Raw genomic sequence first — 20,345 nt, forward strand, 5'->3', positions numbered from 1 at the left:
CGTAAATCGTCTCTTTTTTTGTTGTAAAAACAAGTACAAAAGTCTCTGAAAGTCCTATATCCGTTCCAAATCTCACTGACTTCAGTCACTTTTTCTTCTTCCTGCATAGTAAACCAATCTTATCCTTGATTCCCAGATAAATACCATGTAGCATAGTATATAGACTAGTCATTGGAGGAATAACATGAATAAAATAGTTACCAGAAGCCTTGTAGCGGCTGTTTTGTTCACAAGTCTCGCCGCTTGTGAAGACAAACAAGGCGATACGCACGTCACTTACAAAAATCCTCAACCTAAACATGCCCCTGGAGCAGACACCATTTCAGCAACAGATGAAACGATGGCGCCTGTAAGCCGGGTAGCGACAGAAGATGAAACCGATGATCGATTAGCGTTTGGAGAACGATCAAAACACGGTCAATATTATGTTTCCACAACGGATGCACAATTTTTTCCTGTTAAAGGAGCTAAACAAGTAAACACTCAGTACGTTGTCGTATCCGTTCAGTTTCAGCGAACACCTAATGAACATTCGACTGTAGTATTAAACGACACAACGTTTACATTACAAGACACAACAACTTATCAAATCTACGAACCGTCTGATGGAGGGAATTTATCGACAGAAACCTCGCACACCTTGTGGACAGCTTTTTCATCACCGTCATTATCTGACGACGAACCACTTAACCTCGATGTTGCATTTAAAATTCCAAAAAAGGCCAACCATACGTATAACCTGTTGATTACACAACAATCAGAACGAGCAGATGTATTCAAGTTTGAAGAAGCTAAACAAGAGTATTAATTACATATAGAAAAAACGCCTGTCTTTTGTTTTATAGAAAAAGAGAGTAGACATTAAACGTGTTGATGTAGTCAATTTTAAAAAGAACGTGTATCATTGTAAGTGCTGGTAACAAAAGTTGGACATAAAATGTGGATAAAAAGTTACGAGAAAGGAAAAGGTGCGTACATCACGTTAAAGACATATGAATCATAAACATACAAAAACAAATACTGAATTCAGTAATAAAAAAATAAACATGCATTTAAATAGAAAACTATCAGCGGCTATCATAGCTGCCTTTCTTTTCGCTTTGCTTTTTTGTTTTATACCAGGGATAAAAGAGTCAATTCCCAATTTTACTATAAAGAAAAACAGTTCGCATTTCAGCGAATTATTTCCTTTATACCTTTTGTTCTTTACGCCCTTTTTTTTAATAATGGGGACGTTAGGCACAGTTATTGTTGATTTATTAGTCAGCGCTTTTGTTAAAGAACGCAGTAAAAAAATTGATTTTATCATGTCATTCTTATTTCATGGTATTTTTGGATTTTTAATGTTTGAATTTGGAATGATGGGCGTCATTCTTATTTTTATTGTTGACCGTATTCTTTCAATCCGTAAAGAAAGCTACACTTATTTATATCCACTGGTTTGCTTAGTGGTGTCGGCTATTATTGGAACTCTTGTCCATTTCATTTCTACTATCGGCTAATAAAAATGCTAAAAAAGAGACCTCAAAGGGTTAGGTACCGCCTAACAATTGAGGTCTCTTTTTTTAAAAACACCATTTGGCTAAGTTATTTGCTTTACTGCGCTAACGTTTGATAAATCAAAAAGATATTTAAACAAATGACTAATGCAGCTATCACCCAAGCTACAGTAGTTGTTGCTTTATGATTAACCAACCCGCCCATGATTTTTTTATTACTTGTAAACATGATAAGAGGTACAAGCGCAAATGCAATTCCGAACGATAAAATAACTTGACTGACAACTAGTGCACTTGTTGGATTTACGCCAAGTCCGATAATCAAAAGCGGCGGAATAATTGTAATGAAACGACGAAGATATAAAGGAATTCTGCGTTTAATAAATCCTTGCATGATGACATCTCCAGACATTGTTCCGACCGAAGAACTTGAAAGTCCTGAAGATAATAATCCAACACCGAACGCAATAGCTGCAAAAGGACCAATTAAATGTTCAAATTGTGTAAAAGCCACGTCCAAATCTTGCACGTTTAGTCCGTTTTTAAAGAATAGAGCGGCTGCGACAATCAGCATGCTTGCATTAATTGCACCAGCGATAATCATGGCAATCACAATATCGATAAATTCAAAGCGGAAAATCGCTTTTTTCTCCGCTTCAGTAGTTCCTACCACGCGGCGCTGCGTAAGAGCTGAGTGCAAATAAATCGCGTGCGGCATAACTGTAGCACCTAAAATCCCAGAAGCTAACAGCACGCTGTCTGTCCCGTGAAACTGAGGGACAAATAAGCCGTGGACAACACTTGCGCCGTCTGGATGCGCAAGAAACATTTGAGTCCCAAAAGCTAATACCACAATAAAAACCATTGCCGCAATCGCTGCTTCTAGCAGTCGAACACCTCGTCTTTGTAACTCTAAAATAGCAAAAGAACCTACCGCTGCGATGAGTGCAGCTGGGAACAAAGGAATATGAAATAATAAATAAATTCCAAGAGCAGCCCCAATAAATTCTGCTAAATCCGTCGCCATAATGACTAATTCCCCTTGGATCCAAAGCCCAAAAGAAACGAAGGACGGGAAGTGTTCCTGTGCTATCTCGGGTAAATTCAAGCCTGTTGCAATACCTAATTTAGCTGATAACGATTGAATTAAGACAGCCATTAAGTTAGAAATTAATACAACCCAAAGCAACATGTATCCGTATTGAGAGCCTGCTGCGATGTTAGTAGCAAAATTACCTGGGTCAATATAAGCAACCGCTGCGATAAAGGCAGGCCCTAAGAAAGGTAATAATCGCTTAATTCCTTTTGTTTTACCCGACAATACGTCTTGAGCACTTAGCTGCATAGCTGATAATGCTTTACTGCCGTTTTGATCTTTCATGTCTAGTGCTCCTTTCTTTGATGAACAATAAATAGCCCAAGCTAATTTTTTTAAATGAAGTATAAAATGTTTCCTTAATGCAAATTATATGCTAGCAAAGGTTCTTTTGACAATAAAAAAGTTTAGCAAAAAATATAAATCATCTTCAGCTGTTTTTTATCCCGTTTGGCACAATTCTTTAAATGCACACCCGTGACAGGAGGAAGGCGTATCTGCTTGAGGGAAATGCTCAAGCGGAAGAGGCTGATTTACCTCTGAGTGTTCCAAAAAAGTTTTCATATAGTCAATGCTTGTATCGATTTGCCGAAGAACAGCTTCAATTTCGTGAAGAGTAAGCTGATACGTACGCGCACTGCCTGAAAGCAAGTATTCGTTTCGGACTTTTATCTGATCAACGGAAATATTATATTCAGCTAGCACGTAGAGAGCGTAAATTGCCAGTTGAAACAAATCATCTTTTGTTTGTTTACTTGTTTTCCAATCAACAATCGTAAATTCGTCTGTGACTGGATTTTTAAAAAGGGAATGAAAAGGCGCATATACTTTATGGTCATACACATTTATAGAACGAAACGACTGAGGAGAATCTACTTCTAAAGAAGGTGAAGACACCACGTCGCAAAACGATTTACTTTGTAAAAAGTTATGTACACAAATGTGTACCCGCTTTTGCATGTCTTTAAGATCTTTTTTAGAAATATAGCCGTTTTCGTAGAATTCTAAAAGCATCTTATACTGAGCGGGCTTATGATACCAAAGCTCTCCATAGTCAGTAGAATCACGCAGTGCGTTATTTAGTAGCTGCTGTACTTTCTTCACTAAATTTTGTTCACCCGGGACAATCTGTGTAGATGTATAGTCAGAAATGGCTTCTGTAATCACCTGACGGACGGCTTGTCCTGCGTACATAGATAAAGTAGAAATCTTTTTTAAACGATAAGCGCTTTGAGACTGTGCAGAAGCGCTGTCAAGCCATCCGTTGTGTGAGACATAATAATGATATGCATACTTTCGTTTGCACTGTGTGATCATTTTATGCCTGGAATAGGACCATGAAAATTCAGGGAAATCAGTGATTTGAAACAAGCTATTCACATCCTTTTTCAAAAACTGCGCATAGGTTGGTCTATTAGTGTATTCGTATATGAGTTAAAATAGACTAAAAATGTAGAGAGTGAATAGCTACGCATGCATATTATTTTGTGGATTCTTGCGAAATATGTATAAATAGAAAAAACTATTTAAAAATTGGTTGCTTTTTTCTATGGCAGATGTTATATTAATAAAGCGATGAGCTAATTTGTGTAAGTCGAAGGACATGCTTTCGAGCTAAACGTGTGAATGTGGTCACACGGTCCCCGCCACAAACGCATCAAAGACGTCCTGCGTGGACGTCTTTTTCATTTTATAAAAAAGAGAGCATATTGCTCTCTTTTTTTGTGGTAACTTTTTGATCCCTTCTATAATTTCTGCCCCTTTTATTTACTGCAGCCAAACTTACTGTATTTGCACATTTGCCGCATATTGCATTGTTCCTCTTGTAGAGTTAATCACGATATCTACAACGTAAAAACCTTGATTTTCAGGAATCTTAAATTCATTATTTTTGACAAACAGCTTGGTTTTTTCACCGTTATTTTTCCATATATGCACGCTCACGCCGCGAATATAAGCGCCGTCTAGGTTGGAAAAATGGAGCTTAACCAATTGTTGCTGCTTTAAAGGGATACTTTTTTGCTGCGATATGTATGTATATAAATCATATACATTTATTTCTTTTTTTGTTGTTGAACGGCCGTTTGACCAGTTAATAGAACCTTTGTGAAGGTGATAGGTATGTTCGCTCACCGCAAGCGCAGCTTCAGGTTTGTTTTGGTCGTATTCTTCCTCTAGAAAGAAAGCACTGTTCTTAAGTAAAAGTAAGAAGAACACCGTAACAGCTCCTAGACCGCTTAAGACATATACACCACATTTTGCGGGTTGTACTTTCATAATAATTTCCTTTCACAGACCAATAATTAAGGAGGATAGGTACATAAAATTTCCACTTTTTCTATTCTAAACGATTACAAGTGAAATTACATTTATTGCTTTCTTTCTTCACAAAAAACAGGATAATAGTCATGTGTTTTCTATAAAAGATCCCCTTAGATCAAAATCAACCCCGCAGAAAAGGAAGATAAATGGAAATTAAAAGAGGGAATCTAAAAAATTTACAGAAGTTGATAAGTGATTTAAAATTATACAGAGGAAAAAAGCATTTCAAAAAAAGGGAGATTAGTAGGTTTTTTGTTCTACTTCCACTTCTTAAAAAGTCGTATTTTTCGTAAGAAACTGTAAAGTTATATTTTATAAAGGTGAACCAATACATATACAAAGAAAAGGGACACAAAAAAAAGGGGGATCAGCATGGAAATTAGAGAACTAGAATTACATGATGCTGCAAACTTTGTAGATTTGCTTAAACAGATTGAAGAAGAAAGTAAGTTTATGCTGTTCGAAAGCGGAGAGCGAAAGCTGAGTACGGATCAGCAGGAGAAAAACATCGAAATCTTTAAGCAGCAGCCAAACTCTACGATTATTGTAGCAGAAGAAAGCGAGATGCTTGTGGGATATATAGCTGCAACAGGGGGTGAAGCTAACCGAAACGCTCACATCGCTGCTCTGACATTAGGTATTCGAAAAACGTTTCAAAATCAAGGGATTGGTACGGCTTTATTCGCTGCGCTTGAGGAATGGGCAAGAGAACACCATATTCACCGTCTTGAGCTCACAGTCGCTGTACAGCATGAAAAGGCTCTTTCTTTATATCATAAAGTAGGATTCGAAATTGAAGGAACGAAAAAACATTCCCTGCGAATTGGCGGTTTGTTTATTGATGAGTACTATATGTCTAAATTGCTGAATTAAAAAAGAAACGACGTTTAAAGACGCCGTTTCTTTTTTAACTTCCTCTATAAATTTGGTATCCCCACGGTGATACAAGCAAAGGGATGTGATAATGTTCTTGTTCAGAAGACAATCCGACTCGAACAGAAACTTGATTTAAAAAGGGGGGATTTGTTGTTTGGACTTCTTGTTTTTTATAGTATTCCCCAATATGGAACAAAAGTTCATAATCTCCTGATTCAAACGCTTCAGAAGAGAAGAGCGGGTTTGCTAATCTTCCGTCTTCATTTGTAGTACCATGAGAAAGCTTTATTCGTTTACTTTCTGACTGGATGTGATAGAAATCAACTTTGACAAAAGCAGCCGGACATCCGTGAGTGAGGTCTAAAATATGCGTTGTAATTTTAGTCATGCTCGTTTCTTTGTCTCCTTATCTTCAGTAATTTTATCAGTTAAACGAAAGAAAGCAATTTTATATACTTCTTCTAACGCTGTAGCAAACTCCGTTTGTTTGGTATTCTGTAAGCGACTTTGCATTGCCTCGTAAATATCTTCTTTTTGTTTACCTCGTACTGCCAAAATAAAAGGGAAAGGAAACTTTTCCATATACATTCCATTAAGAGAAGAAAACTGTTCATACTCATTTTGTGTTAAGTTTTGTAAGCCTGCTTTTGTTTGTTCTTCAGTAGAAGCAGATGTCATAGCGATATTTTCACCTAGATTTGGATGAGCTTTCAGCAACTTAAGCTGTTTTTCTACAGATGCTTGCGCTACAATTTCTTTCATCTTTCCGTGAAGTTGTTCAACGGAAGAGAAAGGGCGCTTAGAATAAGCTTCTTCTGCAACCCAAGGTGAATGTTCAAATATATCGCCAACTAATGAGACAAAATGCTGCTTGCTAAGCTGATTTACATACTGCACAGATACATTATTCATACTAAACCACCTTTACTTTACTTCTGAATAATCTGTTTTCTCTAAAGAGACAGAAGGTACTTTTCGTTCAACCGATGCGTTAAAAAAGAGATTTAATAAAATGGCAGCTAAACTTCCAGTAATAACTCCATCACTTACAATCACACGCAAAGCATTTGGGAGCTGGGCGAATAAATCGGGTACCACCGTTACACCAAGACCCAGCGAAAGAGAGCACGCAATAATCAGCAAATTTTCTTGTTTAGCCAAATCAACAGCGCTTAGCATTTTGATGCCTGATGAAATAACTAAACCAAACAACACGACCATTGCTCCTCCTAAAACAGGAGTAGGAATAATGGTTGTAAAAGCAGCTATTTTAGGAACAAGTCCCAATAATACGAGAATAAAGCCGGCTACTACCACTACATTTTTTGTTTTTACTTTCGATAATTGAACCAGTCCTACATTCTGAGCGAATGTATTGTAAGGAAAAGCATTAAATAGCCCTCCAAGAACAATGGCGATTCCTTCGGCGCGGTAGCCTTTTGTAAAATCTTTTTCAGTTAATTCCCGATCACACAGTTTTCCTAACGCTAAAAATACGCCTGTAGACTCAATAATAATGACCAAGCATACGAGAATCATCGTTAAAATCGGTCCAATTTCAAAAGTGGGCATCCCAAAATAAAAAGGAGTGGGAATGTGCAGCCAAGAAGCTTCATTAAAGTTAGTGAAATTAACTTTTCCCATTAATACAGCGGCTATTGTTCCGGCTACAATTCCAATCAACACAGAAAGAGAACGAAGGAAACCGCTGAAAAATCGATTTAAAATTAAAATAAGCGCTAGAACACCAAAAGATAGAAGAAGATTAGAAAGAGAACCAAAATCTTTACTTCCTACTCCTCCTGCCATATTTCGGACAGCGGATGGTATAAGTGATAAACCAATCATCGTCACAACCGTTCCTGTGACAACTGGAGGAAAAAATTTAATAATTTTGCCTAAAAAACTTGCTGCCAGTACGATGAAAATACCACCGGCAATAATCGCTCCGTAAACAGCACTAATTCCATATTGAGTTCCAATCGCAATCATAGGAGTCACCGCTACAAATGAACTTCCAAGTACAACAGGAAGACCAATCCCAAACCACTTGTTCGTCCAAGCCTGCAGCAGCGTAGCTAGTCCGCAGGTCAGTAAATCAATGGCTACGAGATAGGCTAAGTCATGTGCATTTAAATTTAATGCGCGTCCTACCATCAGCGGGACGAGAATGGCACCCGCATACATAGCGAGTACGTGCTGTAATCCCAATGAAGCTAGTCGAAACGGTCGATTTTGGTTATTCACCTAAAAACCTCCTTTAATTATATCACATGTAATGTTAATAAATATTACATTTAGAATGATACATTAATAGTAAAATGTTTTTTAAGGGATGTCATTAGTCAAGTTGACCAAAAACAGAGGTTTCAATATCTCCTTTTTTACAATATATAGAGAAGTAGGTAAGCTACCGTGTAAAAAGATGTTACATTCCTTTTTTTAGTACCAACTCTTAATATCAAGTGATATAATTTTTGTATATATTTTCAACTAATAGAGAGAAGAGGAAACACTTATGTATAATATTGCGGCTCACACATGTAAATTTTTATTAAAAAGAAGGGGGAAGTTTCGGGTAAGGAACAGAGAGTATTTGCCAGCGGATACAGGCTTTGTGATCGCTTGTTCGCATAAAGGATGGGTAGACGTCGTAGCGCTTGGTGCGGCTATTTTGCCTCACCAAATTCATTTTATGGCAAAAAAGGAGCTTTTTAATCATATACTCACTAGTAATGTATTAAAAAAACTTAACGCATTCCCAGTAGATCGTAACAACCCGGGACCCAGCAGCATTAAAACACCTATTAAATTGGCAAAACAAGGACATATCGTCGGGATTTTCCCTAGCGGCACGCGAACAGAGGAAGACGTTCCCTTAAAAAGAGGAGCAGTCACTATAGCAAGTATGGCAAAGGTTCCTATTGTACCCGCAGTTTACAAAGGACCCGCAAATGTAAAAGAGATATTTTCAAAGGAGCCCGTTGTTATTTCCTTTGGGAAGCCCTTCTATCTTGCTGAAGGAAAGCTGACAAAAGATCGGCTCGCCGACGTGTCAAATCACTTAACAGCTTCGATTCGTGCGTTAGAGGAAACAGAAACATAACTTCATAGCGGAGGTGCATCATGAAGGATTGGGTACAGAGAAAGCTAAACGATGTGATTAGTGATGATGTGCAGGCAAAAATGAAAGAAAAGATGGCTGAAAGCGGTGTAACCGTTCCTATATCCGCTTCTATGCTCATGCGGATTTTTCAAAAGCAAATGACAAAGCAAGATCAAATTCAGCAATTTTCTATTTCATTTCAAGACTCCTATATTCACGTGAATGGAATTATTAAAAAATTTCTGGTGAGAATTCCATTTTCTATTGTGCTAGAACCTCTTGAAGCAAAAGAACGTACGCTTGTATTCAAAATCCATGAAATGAAACCTCTTAATCAAAATTGGATCAACTATCGAATTTTTCATAAGCCGCCTGTTACTACGTATGAAGAAAAACAAATTCATATCAATCTCAATGAAATTGATAAAATAAAGGTCATTCCAGTAGGGAAAATCAAACAATTTTCAATACAAGATGAAAAGCTTCGAGTGAAAATTGGTTTATAAATGGTTGTAAATAAAATGTAGAAATAGTTTTTTTAGAAAGAAAACCTTTTCAATTCAGCACTTAATTCGATTAGGTGCTATTTCTTTATAATTTTTATAAAATTTTTAGAATTTTTCGTCTCTAACTATTGTGACACGCTTCCCTAAAGTTGTACAATGTAACTTATATAGAGGTTTAAGCGAAAAACCCGTAAATATAAAGAGCAAGGAGAAACAACTATGACAACTTATTCAATCGATGTGACACTAAGTCAAACAAAAAAAGAAAAGCCGCAATCTGATCAATTGCAATTCGGGAAAATCTTCACGGACCATATGTTCATTATGGATTATACAGAAGGCCAAGGCTGGCACGATGCTCGTATTGTACCTTATCAACCTATCACATTAGATCCGGCATCTATGATCTTTCATTACGGGCAGTCTGTTTTTGAAGGACTAAAAGCATATGTAACAAAAAAAGAGCAAGTATTATTATTTAGACCAGATGAGAATTTCAAACGTTTAAATAAATCAAACGATCGTCTTTGTATTCCTCATGTTGACGAAGACTTAGCATTAGAAGCGTTAAAACAGCTGATTAAAATTGACCGCGAATGGATTCCTACTGCTGAAGGTACATCACTATACATTCGTCCATTTGTCATCGCGACAGAGCCTTACTTAGGAGTAGCGCCATCTGACCGCTACCAATTTATCATTATTCTATCTCCAGTTGGCTCATATTATAAAGAAGGAATTGCTCCTGTAAAAATTGCGGTTGAAAGCGAATTTGTTCGTGCTGTAGCCGGAGGGACAGGGACTGCTAAAACAGGCGGAAACTATGCTTCAAGCTTAAAAGCTCAGCAGCTTTCTGACTCAAAAGGCTATTCACAAGTACTGTGGTTAGACGGAGTTGAACGCAAGTACATTGAAGAAGTAGGAAGCATGAATATTTTCTTCAAAATTGATGGAGAAGTAGTAACGCCATCTGTGAACGGAAGCATTTTAGAAGGAATTACGCGTAAATCCATCATTGAGCTGCTAAAACACTGGGATATGCCTGTAACTGAGCGCCGTATTTCTATGGAAGAAATTAAGCAAGCTTATTCGGAAGGCAAACTAGAAGAGGCATTTGGAACAGGTACAGCTGCAGTTATTTCTCCGATTGGCGAGCTATTTTGGAATAACGAGAAAATGGTCATCAACGGTGGAAACACAGGAGAAGTATCACAAAAACTGTATGACACTCTAACAGGTATTCAAAATGGTACAGTGGAAGATCCATTCGGCTGGGCAGTGGAAGTAGAATAAATTTCGGTAATCGAATATCTTTTTACGTAAAAGAAGCGGGACAGCTCCCGCTTCTTTTTTTGTTTGCTATCGAATAGTCCAAAAGAAATAAGTTATTTTTTGAATATTTAGAACTATTTATATACTTTAATTGTAAAATAAAATATAATTATCCTTATAAAAGCAATACGTTGTCTTTATTGAAATTCACAGCATTACTTATTCGTTATATAAGGGGGAGAACAAAATGCTCTTTTTATCACATGATGAAAAAATTAAACAGCTGGCTTCACACTTAGCTGAACGACTCGAATGGGAATTAAACCAAGAAACCTCAGATGAACAAATGCACGTGCTCATCGGCTACTTATTTGCTTCTCATTTAATCGAGCACCGTCCTACAGGTTATTACGTAAGGTCTCAATACCCTGAGCAGCTAAAAGATTTATATGAAACTTTACACGTCCACCAATAAATTATCTCTTCCTCTTTTGTCCTATATCGTGTAGAATTTTAGAAAATATATGATTTTCTAGTTGATGGCAGAGCTAGGATATAGCGTGGTGTGGCATTTACCTTTAAATGATTAAGTAATGGCTTTAGAGGTGAATAATGTTAGCGCAGATTAAAGAAATGAGTTTAGATAAAAATCGTCGTAATCCACATTACCGCGTGTTGTTGCAGTGTCCAGACGGGAGTGAACTATTCATTCACTTTAATTATACATACCGATCAAAAACATATTGGTCAAGAGATGTATATTACAACAATGTTCATAAAAAATCTCAGCTTGCTTGGTATACCCAAAGCGTAGAGGAAATGACTGCTCAGCAGTTTCTTGAAGAGCTAGGAGCTATAGTAAATGAACATTTCAACTTTACACTGCGACGATAACCAAGAAAAGCATCCTTTAACAAGGGTGCTTTTCTTGGTTATTTTACATAAATAAGGACAGAATAATATATATTCTCTTTTTGAAAGTGAAAGGTGGAAAGCTCATGGCGCAAATCGTAATGTGGGTGCTTTTTATCGGTCCTTGGCTATTGCTTTTTGCAGTTGATAAAGAGCGAGTAAAGCGGTATATGGCTGTATCGCTATTCGGAGTGGTATTGTTAACCGTGGTTTTTCAAATTGCAGATCGCTTTAACTGGTGGGAAGTCAATGAAACTCTTTTTTTCTTTGTTAATATGACGCCTTTTCCTTTTGGCATATTTATAATAGGAACGCTTTTTATTTTTTATTTTACCTATCCTGGCTTTTGGATGTTTATGATTATCAATGCAGCGTTCGATTTATTTCAGGCATTTGTCATGAGTCCTATCTTTGAAAAACTAGACATTTATACACTGAAGGGAATGAATCATTTTTTATTATTTGTACTAATGATGGTTATTGCTGTTCTACTTTTTCTTTATCAAAAGTGGCAAGATACTGCGTTTAAGTTATCTATCAAGTGATAGAGAGACAGGTTGTGTTTTATCGTTAACTTTTATATAATGAACGTATAAAACCCTCTATTTATATCGGAAATAGAGGTGTTTTTACTGTGAAAAAGATACAAAATGGCAAAATATCTGCGGATGAACATCATTTTTCGCAAAAAAATTAAAAAAATGTAAAAGTTTATGTTAAAATGGCAATGTTGCGTGAACGAATTAACTAACTTTACGCAAGAATGCTATTTACATACGTAAGAAGGAGAGAGATTTAAGATGGCAAAGACGTTAATTTTTGGACATAAAAATCCTGACACAGATACAATCTGTTCTGCAATTGCATACGCTGATTTAAAGAATAAATTAGGTGTAGACGCTGAACCAATTCGATTAGGCGATATTAACGGTGAAACGCAATTCGCTCTTGAAAAGTTCAACGCTGAACTACCACGTTTCGTTGATGAAGTATCTAAAGAAACAAATGAAGTTATTTTAGTGGACCACAACGAACGCCAGCAAAGTGCAAACGATATTGATCAAGTTCGTGTGCTTGAAGTAATTGATCATCACCGTATTGCTAACTTCGAAACAGCAGATCCTTTATACTATCGTGCAGAGCCAGTTGGATGTACGGCAACGATCTTAAACAAGATGTATAAAGAAAACGGCGTAGAAATCGAACCTAACATCGCAGGTCTTATGCTATCAGCTATCATTTCTGATTCTTTATTATTCAAATCACCAACTTGCACAGACCAAGACGTTGCAGCTGCTAAAGAATTAGCGGAAATTGCAGGCGTAGATGCAGAAGAGTACGGATTAGCAATGCTAAAAGCTGGAGCTGACTTAGGCGATAAAACAGCTTCACAATTAATTTCATTAGATGCTAAAGAATTCAGCATGGGCACAAGCAAAGTTGAAATTGCACAAGTGAATGCAATTGACGTAAACGACGTTTTAGTGCGCAAAGTTGAATTGGAAGAAGCGATTACTAAAACAATCGAAGAAAAAGGATTACAATTATTCCTTTTAGTTGTTACAGATATTTTAAACAGCAACTCTACTGCATTAGCATTAGGTTCTGCTGCTTCAAAAGTAGAAGAAGCATACAATGTAACGCTTGAAAACAATACAGCTGTCTTAGAAGGCGTTGTATCACGTAAAAAACAAGTAGTACCTGTATTAACATCTGTATTTGCTTAATAAAAAAACGGTTCGTGTCTACACACGAACCGTTTTTTTGTCTATTTGCACGTTAAGCCAATTTAGTATATCTTCTATCACTTCATCTTTATTTAATTCATTCAGCAATTCATGACGGCACTCTTTAAAAAAACGGTAACTTACATCCTGTAATCCTGCCTTTTTAAAGTCGTTATATACTTTGACTACGCCTTTTGTATAGTTGCCTACTGGATCATATTCTCCAGATACCAAATAAATAGGCAGGCTTGATGGAACTAACTTTATATTAGCTAAGTTAGAGATTTGTTTGATTCCTGTTAGTAAGTCATAGAAAAACCCCGCTGTGAAAACCCCACCGCAATAAGGGTCATTTACATATAAATCTACAGCTTCATTATCTTGACTTAACCAATCAAAAGGTGTCCGAGCAGGATGAAATGATTTATTGTATTGTCCAAAAGAGAGCTTATCAAGCAAAGGGCTAGGAGATCGTAACCCTTTTCTCTTTATCTCTATTTGCGCAGCTAATATACCGCCCTGCAGTGAAAGGGAAGGAATGCTGCCAGTACCTGAGAGTATCACACCATGAATGTGCTCTGTATCCAATTGAATATATCTTCTCGTTAGAAAAGACCCCATGCTGTGACCGAAAAGAAAGATCGGTAGGTCGGAGTGTTCCGTCGAAATGTGCTTAGTCAGAGCAATCATGTCGTAGACTACTGTATCAAAACCATTTTCTTCAGCAAAAAAACGCTTGTCTTCATCTTTTAAAGCTGTTTGACCGTGACCTCGGTGATCATTCCCATATACGATATATCCATGTTGCGTTAATACATTAGCAAAGTACTCGTAGCGTCCAATATGTTCGGCCATCCCATGGGCTATTTGGACAACGCCTTTTGCAGAATGGTTTTCAACATTCCATTTTTGTGCAAATATTTCTTTTTCTTGATGACCTCTGTAATAAAAGGATTGTTTCATGCTCAGCATCCACCTTCTGTTTTCCTGTAAAATAAGGGATATATGTATATATTATACTAATTTATGCAGGTGATTTTACTATTTTAAAATAAAAAATGATTATTTTGTCATAAACCTTTACAAACCTTTGTGTGATTTGTTAAATTAGTATTTATATTAAAAATTATTAAACAATTTAAAAAGATTTAGTTTTTAATAGGTTAGATGAATACGGAGGGAATTATTGTGGCAGAATTAAGAAGTAACATGATCAAAAAAGGATTCGACAGAGCACCACACCGCAGCCTACTGCGTGCAGCTGGTGTAAAAGAAGAGGATTTCGGCAAACCGTTTATTGCGGTTGTCAATTCATATATTGATATTGTACCAGGTCATGTTCACTTACAGGAGTTTGGTAAAATCGTAAAAGATGCGATTCGCGAAGCTGGTGGCGTACCTTTTGAAATGAACACTATCGGTGTAGATGACGGTATTGCGATGGGACATATCGGTATGCGTTATTCATTACCAAGTCGTGAAATCATTGCTGACTCAGTTGAAACGGTAGTATCTGCTCACTGGTTTGATGGAATGGTATGTATTCCAAACTGTGATAAAATCACGCCTGGGATGTTAATGGCTTCGTTACGTCTGAATATTCCGACAGTTTTTGTTAGCGGCGGACCAATGAAGGCTGGCGTAACGAGCGACGGCCGTAAGATTTCTCTTTCTTCAGTATTTGAAGGCGTAGGAGCTCATCAAGCTGGTAAACTTGATGATAAAGGATTACTTGAATTAGAACAATTTGGCTGTCCGACATGCGGATCTTGTTCAGGAATGTTTACAGCGAACTCAATGAACTGCTTAGCTGAAGCGTTAGGACTTGCTTTACCTGGAAATGGTACAATCTTAGCAGTTGCTCCTGAACGTAGAGAATTTGTTAAAAAATCAGCTAAACAACTTATGGAATTAATTAAATTAGATTTAAAACCACGTGATATCGTAACAGAAAAAGCAATCGACAACGCATTTGCTTTAGACATGGCGTTAGGTGGTTCTACAAATACAGTTCTTCATACGCTAGCTCTTGCGAATGAAGCTGAAATTGATTATCCGTTAGAACGCATTAATGAAGTAGCGGAACGCGTGCCTCACTTGGCAAAACTCGCTCCGGCTTCGGATGTATTTATTGAAGACTTACATGAAGCAGGAGGCGTATCGGCTGCTTTAAACGAGCTATCTAAAAAAGAAGGAGCTCTTCATTTAGATACGATGACGGTTACTGGAAAAACGCTAGGCGAAAACATTGCAGGATGCGATGTAAAAGATTATAACGTTATTCATCCAATCGATAAGCCGTTCACAGAAAAAGGCGGACTTGCTGTATTGTTTGGTAACTTAGCTCCAGACGGCGCGATCATTAAAACAGGCGGTGTTCAAGACGGCATTACTCGCCACGAAGGACCAGCAATTGTATTTGAGTCTCAAGACGAGGCGCTGCATGGTATTGCTAACGGAAAAGTAAAAGAAGGACATGTCGTAGTCATTCGTTATGAAGGACCAAAAGGCGGACCGGGAATGCCTGAAATGTTAGCTCCAACTTCTCAAATTATGGGAATGGGACTAGGTGCAAAAGTAGCACTATTAACAGACGGACGCTTCTCTGGCGCTTCACGTGGATTATCAATCGGCCACGCATCTCCAGAAGCTGCTGAAGGCGGACCGCTAGCATTTGTCGAAGATGGCGACCACATCGTGATTGACATTGAAGATCGTTCAATGAATGTTCAAGTTTCTCCAGATGTTTGGGCAGAACGAAAAGCAAACTGGAAAGGCTTTGAGCCAAAAGTGAAAAAAGGCTATCTTGCAAGATATTCTAAACTTGTAACTTCTGCAAGCACAGGCGGAATTATGAAAATCTAATAGCACAAAAAAGGCTCTCTACGGAGAGCCTTTTTCTTTACTAAAGCAACTGTGCAAAGAAGCCTTTTTAACACGTAAACTCTTTTTTCATAATAACGTGTGGAATACCGTCTTCCATAAAGACATCAGAAGCAGTCTTATACCCTAATTTATGATAAAAAGGTTCAGCTTGAACTTGACCGTGAAGCTTAGATTGAGTTAAGCCTTCTTTTTTCGCTGCTTCTTCTAAGCTGGTCACCACTTCTTTTCCGAGCCCGTATTTTCTAAATTCCTTTAATACGCATATTCGCTCTATTTTGGCGTAATCGTCTACTATGCGGAATCTACCAGAAGCAGCTGGTTCGTTGTTATAATAAATCAACATATGTTTTGCCTTTTCTTCATGCTCATCAAATTCATCTTTCAAGGGCACGCCTTGTTCTTCAACAAACACTGTTTTACGTATACGGAATACTTCTTCAAGCTGCTCTTTTGTTGTAACATGCTCAATTTTCATTAAAATCCTTCCTTTTCTACGAATTTAGGCTTCTTTTTTGTATAATAAAAATACGTGATATAAAAAGAGTATAAAGGAAAAATAAAATGTTGTAAATGCAACAAAAAGCAACCAATAAACATTTTACACAAATTTGTGGTCATTACTCACTGTTTAAACGACCTCAACAATAGTAAGATCAACTGAAACATGTTAAAAAAGCAAAGAAAATGGATTATGAAGCGCTGTGAATCTACATAAATTGTAAAAAGAGAACTATTCACAATAGTAGTGGGATGAAAAAGGGGAATGTATCATGCAAATAACCTTAGTGTATAAAGATGAGCAATCGAATAAATTTTGGAAAGTTGAAAGAAGAGACAGCAAGTTAATCATTCACTTTGGAAAAGTTGATACAGCCGGTCGCATGCAAGTGAAAGAGTTTGCTTCCGCAGAAGCTTGTGAAGCAGAAGCTGAAAAGCTGATTCGTGCAAAATTGAAGAAAGGATATAAGCCTTTAACTTGTTCGATGCAAGTAATGAAAGACAGCACGATGTCAGAGTCTCTCTTTTGGGAATTGATAAAAAAGGCGAAGACAAAATTAGATGTCGATGAGCAAATGGAATGGCTCCGCTCCACGCTAGCGAAGCGTTCTGAAAAGGACATTTTTCGCTTTGATCAGCTACTAAATCAGCATTTTGATCAATCCTATACTTCTTCATTGTGGGCAGCAGCTTATATTGTAATGGGCGGTTGTTCAGATGATTGTTTTGATTATTTTAGAGCGTGGCTTTTATATCAGGGAAAAGACATATATTATAAAGCGATTGAATCTCCTGAGACGATGATTTCTGTACTTAAACCATTAGAAGCAGAAGGCTATGCTCCTCAATTAGAAGAATTACTTTCTGTAGCGTGTGAAGCTTACGAAGAAAAGACAGGTTTAGATAACGACTATTATTATGATAAATATGACCAGTTTGATCCAGTGTGGTACGATGAGCAAGATTTGGATCTTGATTGGGATGAAGATGATGAGGATGGTTTACAGATGCGATTCCCTGTGCTTTGGAGCCGCTATTGGAACAATCATCTCGAATATTAAAAAGAGGAGATGGAAACCTTTAAACAGATTTTCATCTCCTCTTTTTTTATTTTGATAGAGTACGCGACGGAGGGGCCGAAGACAGTTTTGTTTTTTTGTTTAGCATACTGTTCATAATCATTCCAATTACGATTATCGTCATACCAGCTAACGCAATCCCTGTTGGCATACGTCCATTTAATAAAAACACTTCGCCAAGCACGGTAAAAATCATGCTGCCTGATTGAGTTGCTTCAACCGCTCCAAGCAAACCTAAATTTTCTTTTGCCAAGTCTGTTGCGTAAAAGAACGTCATCGTAGCAATTACACCTGAACTCATTGCTAAGATAAAGGCTTGAGAAAATTGGGGAGAACTTGGGATACCTGTAGTAAAGAAGCCGTATATGGCGTAAATAATACTTAACGGAATACTTGCTAATGCCATTCCTAAAACGCGTTGAAACGTATCGAGCTTCCCGCTGCATATTTCCATCATTTTACGATTTCCAAGCGGGTATAAAAAAGCAGCGACAACCACAGGTAGAAACCCTAAGATAAACTGCATAGGCGTAATATTTTCTGCTTCTTTCACCTGCATAAGAATAACGCCTACTAAAATAAACGCTGAAACACTAAGCGTTTTTAGCGGGATTTTCCCTCTCACTTTTTTATATCCTTCCGCAGTTTGAACCTTTATAAAAAACAAGGGCGAAAGAAGAGCTCCTGCTAAAATAGTCACTTGCCACGTTCCCGCCACCAGCCAAGATGGTCCAAAAAGGGAGGAGAAACTTAAGAGAGAATAAAAACCTACTCCTGCAAGTGTTCCCCAGCCAAGCCAAGCCCAAGGGTGTTTTTTCATTTCCTGCCATAGAGGCATAAATTTCTTTTGCAGCAGCACTAAAATGAGTAAAATAGGAATAGCGAATAAAAAGCGGAGGGATGCAGTCCATGCCCAACTCGTTCCAGATACATTCATTGCTCGGTTAACAATAAACGTAGCCGAAAAGAACATGGAAGATAATAGTCCCCATATTATTGCTTTCATTGTTTACCCTCCTTATTAAATATATTATAATATGTTAATTACTTAAAAAAGTTTATCATAATATACAAAAGAAAGGAAGGAAGAAATGCACACAGAAGAGATGATTAGAAAAGTAGGCAGTGAATTACGAAAAATCAGGGTGCAAAATCATTTGACTCTGGATGAACTAGCTGAAAAGACAGGAGTCAGTAAACTTACATTAGGAAAAATTGAAAGAGGAGAGACCAATCCCACTTTAGGGGTGATGTGGAAAATAACCACAGGTTTAAATATTCCTTTAACCAAATTAGTATCAGTGGAGCCTTCAGTATCCCTATCTAAGTGCGGAGAAGGATTTTCTCTCAAAGGGCCAGATGAAGCGTGGAAAATTGAATTTATGTTTCAAAACCAAATGGATTCGACGATTGAAATGTACCGAGCCTTTCTTGCGCCTCTCGCTACATACCGTCCTGAACCGCATCACAAAGGATTAATTGAAGTAGCAACGGTAATGGAAGGAAGAATCGAAATGAAAATAGAAGAAGAGCTATACGAGCTAAAACAATTTGACTCTATAAAATTTGAAGGAAGTCATGTACACTCATACAAAAATCTTGAAGAACGTCCCGCTGTTCTGCATTTACTGCTAAAATATGAGGAGTAAAACGGCAGAGCCGCAGTAAAACGAACCATAAAAAATGATTCGTTTTACTGCGGCTCTAATAGCTGTTTATTCATCAGCTTGTTTTGATAGCTAATATATTTTTTTACTCTAATGATAATTAAGGAATATTCTTCAATCAAACGGTGGATGGATTGAACCATACACTCTGGATAATGATGTTTCTTCTGTAAGTACCCTTTATACTTTCGAATTTGTCTTTCGAAATATAAAATAACTTGCTCAGGCGTTTTCACCAGTAAAGATTGCATGTATTCATCTACTTGCTTTTCGAGAAACGAATAGCGATTTGTGATAAAAAATGTCTTCATCTTATTTTCCTCCCTATATGTTAGTGGTACAAAAAAGAAACCCTTGTGCTAGGATTTCTTTTTTGCTTTTTATTTGAATCAGCTGTGCGCACCTTTTAGGCGCTGATACTTGAAATCGAAGACTGTCTATATTTTTTTATTTTGCATTTTATATATGTAGGCGTTTCGCCGAAGAGATTTGCTACATGTGCAATAGCTCCGTAATACGTTTTAGCATCCATCATTTCTTTATTTACAATATAGTCATACAGGGATGATTCGATATCATCAACAAAAGCTAAAATGTGACGCTTTTCGAATAGGAGTTGATAAAGTTCATTAATTAAGTATGGGCTTTGATCAAATTTGTCTTGAAGCTGCTCTACTCGGTACTTTGTCATAGGCACTTCACACAAGATAATGTATCGTAACTCTTCTAAAAATAATTTATTCATCTTTCTCACATCCCTATTCTGTTAATAATTATATAATAGCACTATGCCTTCATATTTGGAAGCGTTTTCAATGGATTAATTTTAATATTTTTTTCTTCTCATTTCCCTTCATTTTTTCTGTTCTTACGTGAATTATCTGTAGTATAGTTCGTTT

General features: G+C 37.2%; 24 protein-coding genes. 13 read left to right on the forward strand and 11 right to left on the reverse strand.

Annotated elements, in window-relative coordinates; all coding sequences use genetic code 11:
• Positions 1-184: 184 nt before the first annotated feature.
• Both ACWATA_RS11840 and ACWATA_RS11845 read left to right on the forward strand, forming a co-directional pair.
• Positions 185-808 carry a hypothetical protein gene (locus ACWATA_RS11840; protein ID WP_154991273.1) on the forward strand — a complete coding sequence of 208 codons (624 nt, stop codon included), beginning with the start codon at positions 185-187 and terminating at the stop codon, positions 806-808.
• Between the two features lie 184 nt (positions 809-992).
• Positions 993-1,502 carry a hypothetical protein gene (locus tag ACWATA_RS11845; RefSeq protein ID WP_154991274.1) on the forward strand — a complete coding sequence of 170 codons (510 nt, stop codon included), beginning with the start codon at positions 993-995 and terminating at the stop codon, positions 1,500-1,502.
• Positions 1,503-1,596: 94 nt separating this feature from the next.
• Here the strand turns inward: ACWATA_RS11845 and ACWATA_RS11850 are convergent, their stop codons facing one another.
• The 3 genes from ACWATA_RS11850 to ACWATA_RS11860 form a co-directional block, all read right to left on the reverse strand.
• Complete coding sequence (locus ACWATA_RS11850; protein WP_154991275.1) at positions 1,597-2,880, reverse strand: Nramp family divalent metal transporter; 1,284 nt, start codon at positions 2,878-2,880, stop codon at positions 1,597-1,599.
• Between the two features lie 156 nt (positions 2,881-3,036).
• Entirely contained in the window at positions 3,037-3,966 is a 930-nt protein-coding gene (locus tag ACWATA_RS11855; RefSeq protein WP_473049864.1) for a PD-(D/E)XK nuclease family protein, read from the reverse strand.
• A gap of 411 nt (positions 3,967-4,377) precedes the next feature.
• On the reverse strand, positions 4,378-4,872 hold the full coding sequence (locus ACWATA_RS11860; protein WP_033579100.1) for a hypothetical protein: 495 nt from the start codon (positions 4,870-4,872) through the stop codon (positions 4,378-4,380).
• A 417-nt stretch (positions 4,873-5,289) separates the two neighbouring features.
• Here ACWATA_RS11860 and ACWATA_RS11865 point away from each other — a divergent pair, with 417 nt between their 5' ends.
• Complete coding sequence (locus ACWATA_RS11865) at positions 5,290-5,790, forward strand: GNAT family N-acetyltransferase (RefSeq protein WP_033579099.1); 501 nt, start codon at positions 5,290-5,292, stop codon at positions 5,788-5,790.
• A gap of 34 nt (positions 5,791-5,824) precedes the next feature.
• Here ACWATA_RS11865 and uraH read toward each other — a convergent pair whose 3' ends face one another.
• From uraH to ACWATA_RS11880, 3 genes are read right to left on the reverse strand one after another with little or no spacing between them, the layout of a single operon-like run.
• On the reverse strand, positions 5,825-6,181 hold the full coding sequence (gene uraH / locus ACWATA_RS11870) for a hydroxyisourate hydrolase (RefSeq protein ID WP_033579098.1): 357 nt from the start codon (positions 6,179-6,181) through the stop codon (positions 5,825-5,827).
• Positions 6,178-6,705, reverse strand: coding sequence for a 2-oxo-4-hydroxy-4-carboxy-5-ureidoimidazoline decarboxylase (gene uraD / locus ACWATA_RS11875; protein ID WP_028413185.1), 528 nt, complete (start codon positions 6,703-6,705; stop codon positions 6,178-6,180). Before uraD ends, uraH begins: the two co-directional genes overlap by 4 nt.
• A 12-nt stretch (positions 6,706-6,717) precedes the next feature.
• A complete protein-coding gene (locus tag ACWATA_RS11880; RefSeq protein WP_367032200.1) occupies positions 6,718-8,040 on the reverse strand; it encodes a nucleobase:cation symporter-2 family protein in 1,323 nt (440 codons plus the stop codon).
• Positions 8,041-8,311: 271 nt separating this feature from the next.
• Between ACWATA_RS11880 and ACWATA_RS11885 the strand changes: the two genes are divergently transcribed.
• The 7 genes from ACWATA_RS11885 (at position 8,312) to ACWATA_RS11915 (ending at position 13,316) form a co-directional block, all read left to right on the forward strand.
• Complete coding sequence (locus ACWATA_RS11885) at positions 8,312-8,899, forward strand: lysophospholipid acyltransferase family protein (protein WP_249886965.1); 588 nt, start codon at positions 8,312-8,314, stop codon at positions 8,897-8,899.
• Between the two features lie 20 nt (positions 8,900-8,919).
• Complete coding sequence (locus tag ACWATA_RS11890) at positions 8,920-9,405, forward strand: hypothetical protein (protein ID WP_249886966.1); 486 nt, start codon at positions 8,920-8,922, stop codon at positions 9,403-9,405.
• A gap of 219 nt (positions 9,406-9,624) precedes the next feature.
• Complete coding sequence (locus ACWATA_RS11895; RefSeq protein ID WP_028413189.1) at positions 9,625-10,698, forward strand: branched-chain amino acid aminotransferase; 1,074 nt, start codon at positions 9,625-9,627, stop codon at positions 10,696-10,698.
• A gap of 226 nt (positions 10,699-10,924) precedes the next feature.
• Positions 10,925-11,152 carry a hypothetical protein gene (locus ACWATA_RS11900; protein ID WP_028413190.1) on the forward strand — a complete coding sequence of 76 codons (228 nt, stop codon included), beginning with the start codon at positions 10,925-10,927 and terminating at the stop codon, positions 11,150-11,152.
• 137 nt (positions 11,153-11,289) lie between these two features.
• Complete coding sequence (locus ACWATA_RS11905) at positions 11,290-11,571, forward strand: hypothetical protein (protein WP_028413191.1); 282 nt, start codon at positions 11,290-11,292, stop codon at positions 11,569-11,571.
• A 104-nt stretch (positions 11,572-11,675) separates the two neighbouring features.
• A complete protein-coding gene (locus tag ACWATA_RS11910) occupies positions 11,676-12,134 on the forward strand; it encodes a hypothetical protein (protein WP_034266457.1) in 459 nt (152 codons plus the stop codon).
• Positions 12,135-12,389: 255 nt separating this feature from the next.
• Positions 12,390-13,316 carry a manganese-dependent inorganic pyrophosphatase gene (locus ACWATA_RS11915; RefSeq protein WP_014459925.1) on the forward strand — a complete coding sequence of 309 codons (927 nt, stop codon included), beginning with the start codon at positions 12,390-12,392 and terminating at the stop codon, positions 13,314-13,316.
• An 18-nt stretch (positions 13,317-13,334) separates the two neighbouring features.
• On the opposite strand, the gene ACWATA_RS11920 is transcribed toward ACWATA_RS11915, so the two are convergent.
• The gene (locus ACWATA_RS11920) at positions 13,335-14,279 is read right to left on the reverse strand and encodes an alpha/beta hydrolase (RefSeq protein WP_049164806.1); all 945 of its coding nucleotides are present in this window, start codon (positions 14,277-14,279) and stop codon (positions 13,335-13,337) included.
• 225 nt (positions 14,280-14,504) lie between these two features.
• Here ACWATA_RS11920 and ilvD point away from each other — a divergent pair, with 225 nt between their 5' ends.
• Complete coding sequence (ilvD, locus tag ACWATA_RS11925) at positions 14,505-16,181, forward strand: dihydroxy-acid dehydratase (RefSeq protein ID WP_013083330.1); 1,677 nt, start codon at positions 14,505-14,507, stop codon at positions 16,179-16,181.
• Positions 16,182-16,248: 67 nt separating this feature from the next.
• Here the strand turns inward: ilvD and ACWATA_RS11930 are convergent, their stop codons facing one another.
• Positions 16,249-16,677 (reverse strand): GNAT family N-acetyltransferase, encoded by a 429-nt coding sequence (locus tag ACWATA_RS11930; RefSeq protein ID WP_048019263.1) that lies wholly within the window; start codon positions 16,675-16,677, stop codon positions 16,249-16,251.
• Positions 16,678-16,972: 295 nt separating this feature from the next.
• On the opposite strand from ACWATA_RS11930, the gene ACWATA_RS11935 reads away from it, so the two are divergent.
• Entirely contained in the window at positions 16,973-17,761 is a 789-nt protein-coding gene (locus tag ACWATA_RS11935; protein WP_047750885.1) for a DUF4240 domain-containing protein, read from the forward strand.
• A gap of 46 nt (positions 17,762-17,807) precedes the next feature.
• On the opposite strand, the gene ACWATA_RS11940 is transcribed toward ACWATA_RS11935, so the two are convergent.
• On the reverse strand, positions 17,808-18,785 hold the full coding sequence (locus ACWATA_RS11940; protein WP_473049865.1) for a DMT family transporter: 978 nt from the start codon (positions 18,783-18,785) through the stop codon (positions 17,808-17,810).
• Between the two features lie 85 nt (positions 18,786-18,870).
• Here ACWATA_RS11940 and ACWATA_RS11945 point away from each other — a divergent pair, with 85 nt between their 5' ends.
• Positions 18,871-19,428 carry a helix-turn-helix domain-containing protein gene (locus ACWATA_RS11945; protein ID WP_028413197.1) on the forward strand — a complete coding sequence of 186 codons (558 nt, stop codon included), beginning with the start codon at positions 18,871-18,873 and terminating at the stop codon, positions 19,426-19,428.
• A gap of 44 nt (positions 19,429-19,472) precedes the next feature.
• Here ACWATA_RS11945 and ACWATA_RS11950 read toward each other — a convergent pair whose 3' ends face one another.
• Together ACWATA_RS11950 and ACWATA_RS11955 are read right to left on the reverse strand one after the other, a co-directional pair.
• The gene (locus ACWATA_RS11950) at positions 19,473-19,757 is read right to left on the reverse strand and encodes a hypothetical protein (RefSeq protein WP_014459932.1); all 285 of its coding nucleotides are present in this window, start codon (positions 19,755-19,757) and stop codon (positions 19,473-19,475) included.
• A gap of 95 nt (positions 19,758-19,852) precedes the next feature.
• On the reverse strand, positions 19,853-20,191 hold the full coding sequence (locus tag ACWATA_RS11955; RefSeq protein ID WP_013057201.1) for a hypothetical protein: 339 nt from the start codon (positions 20,189-20,191) through the stop codon (positions 19,853-19,855).
• Positions 20,192-20,345 lie beyond the last annotated feature (154 nt).

This window comes from Priestia sp. USM5 (assembly GCF_058323215.1).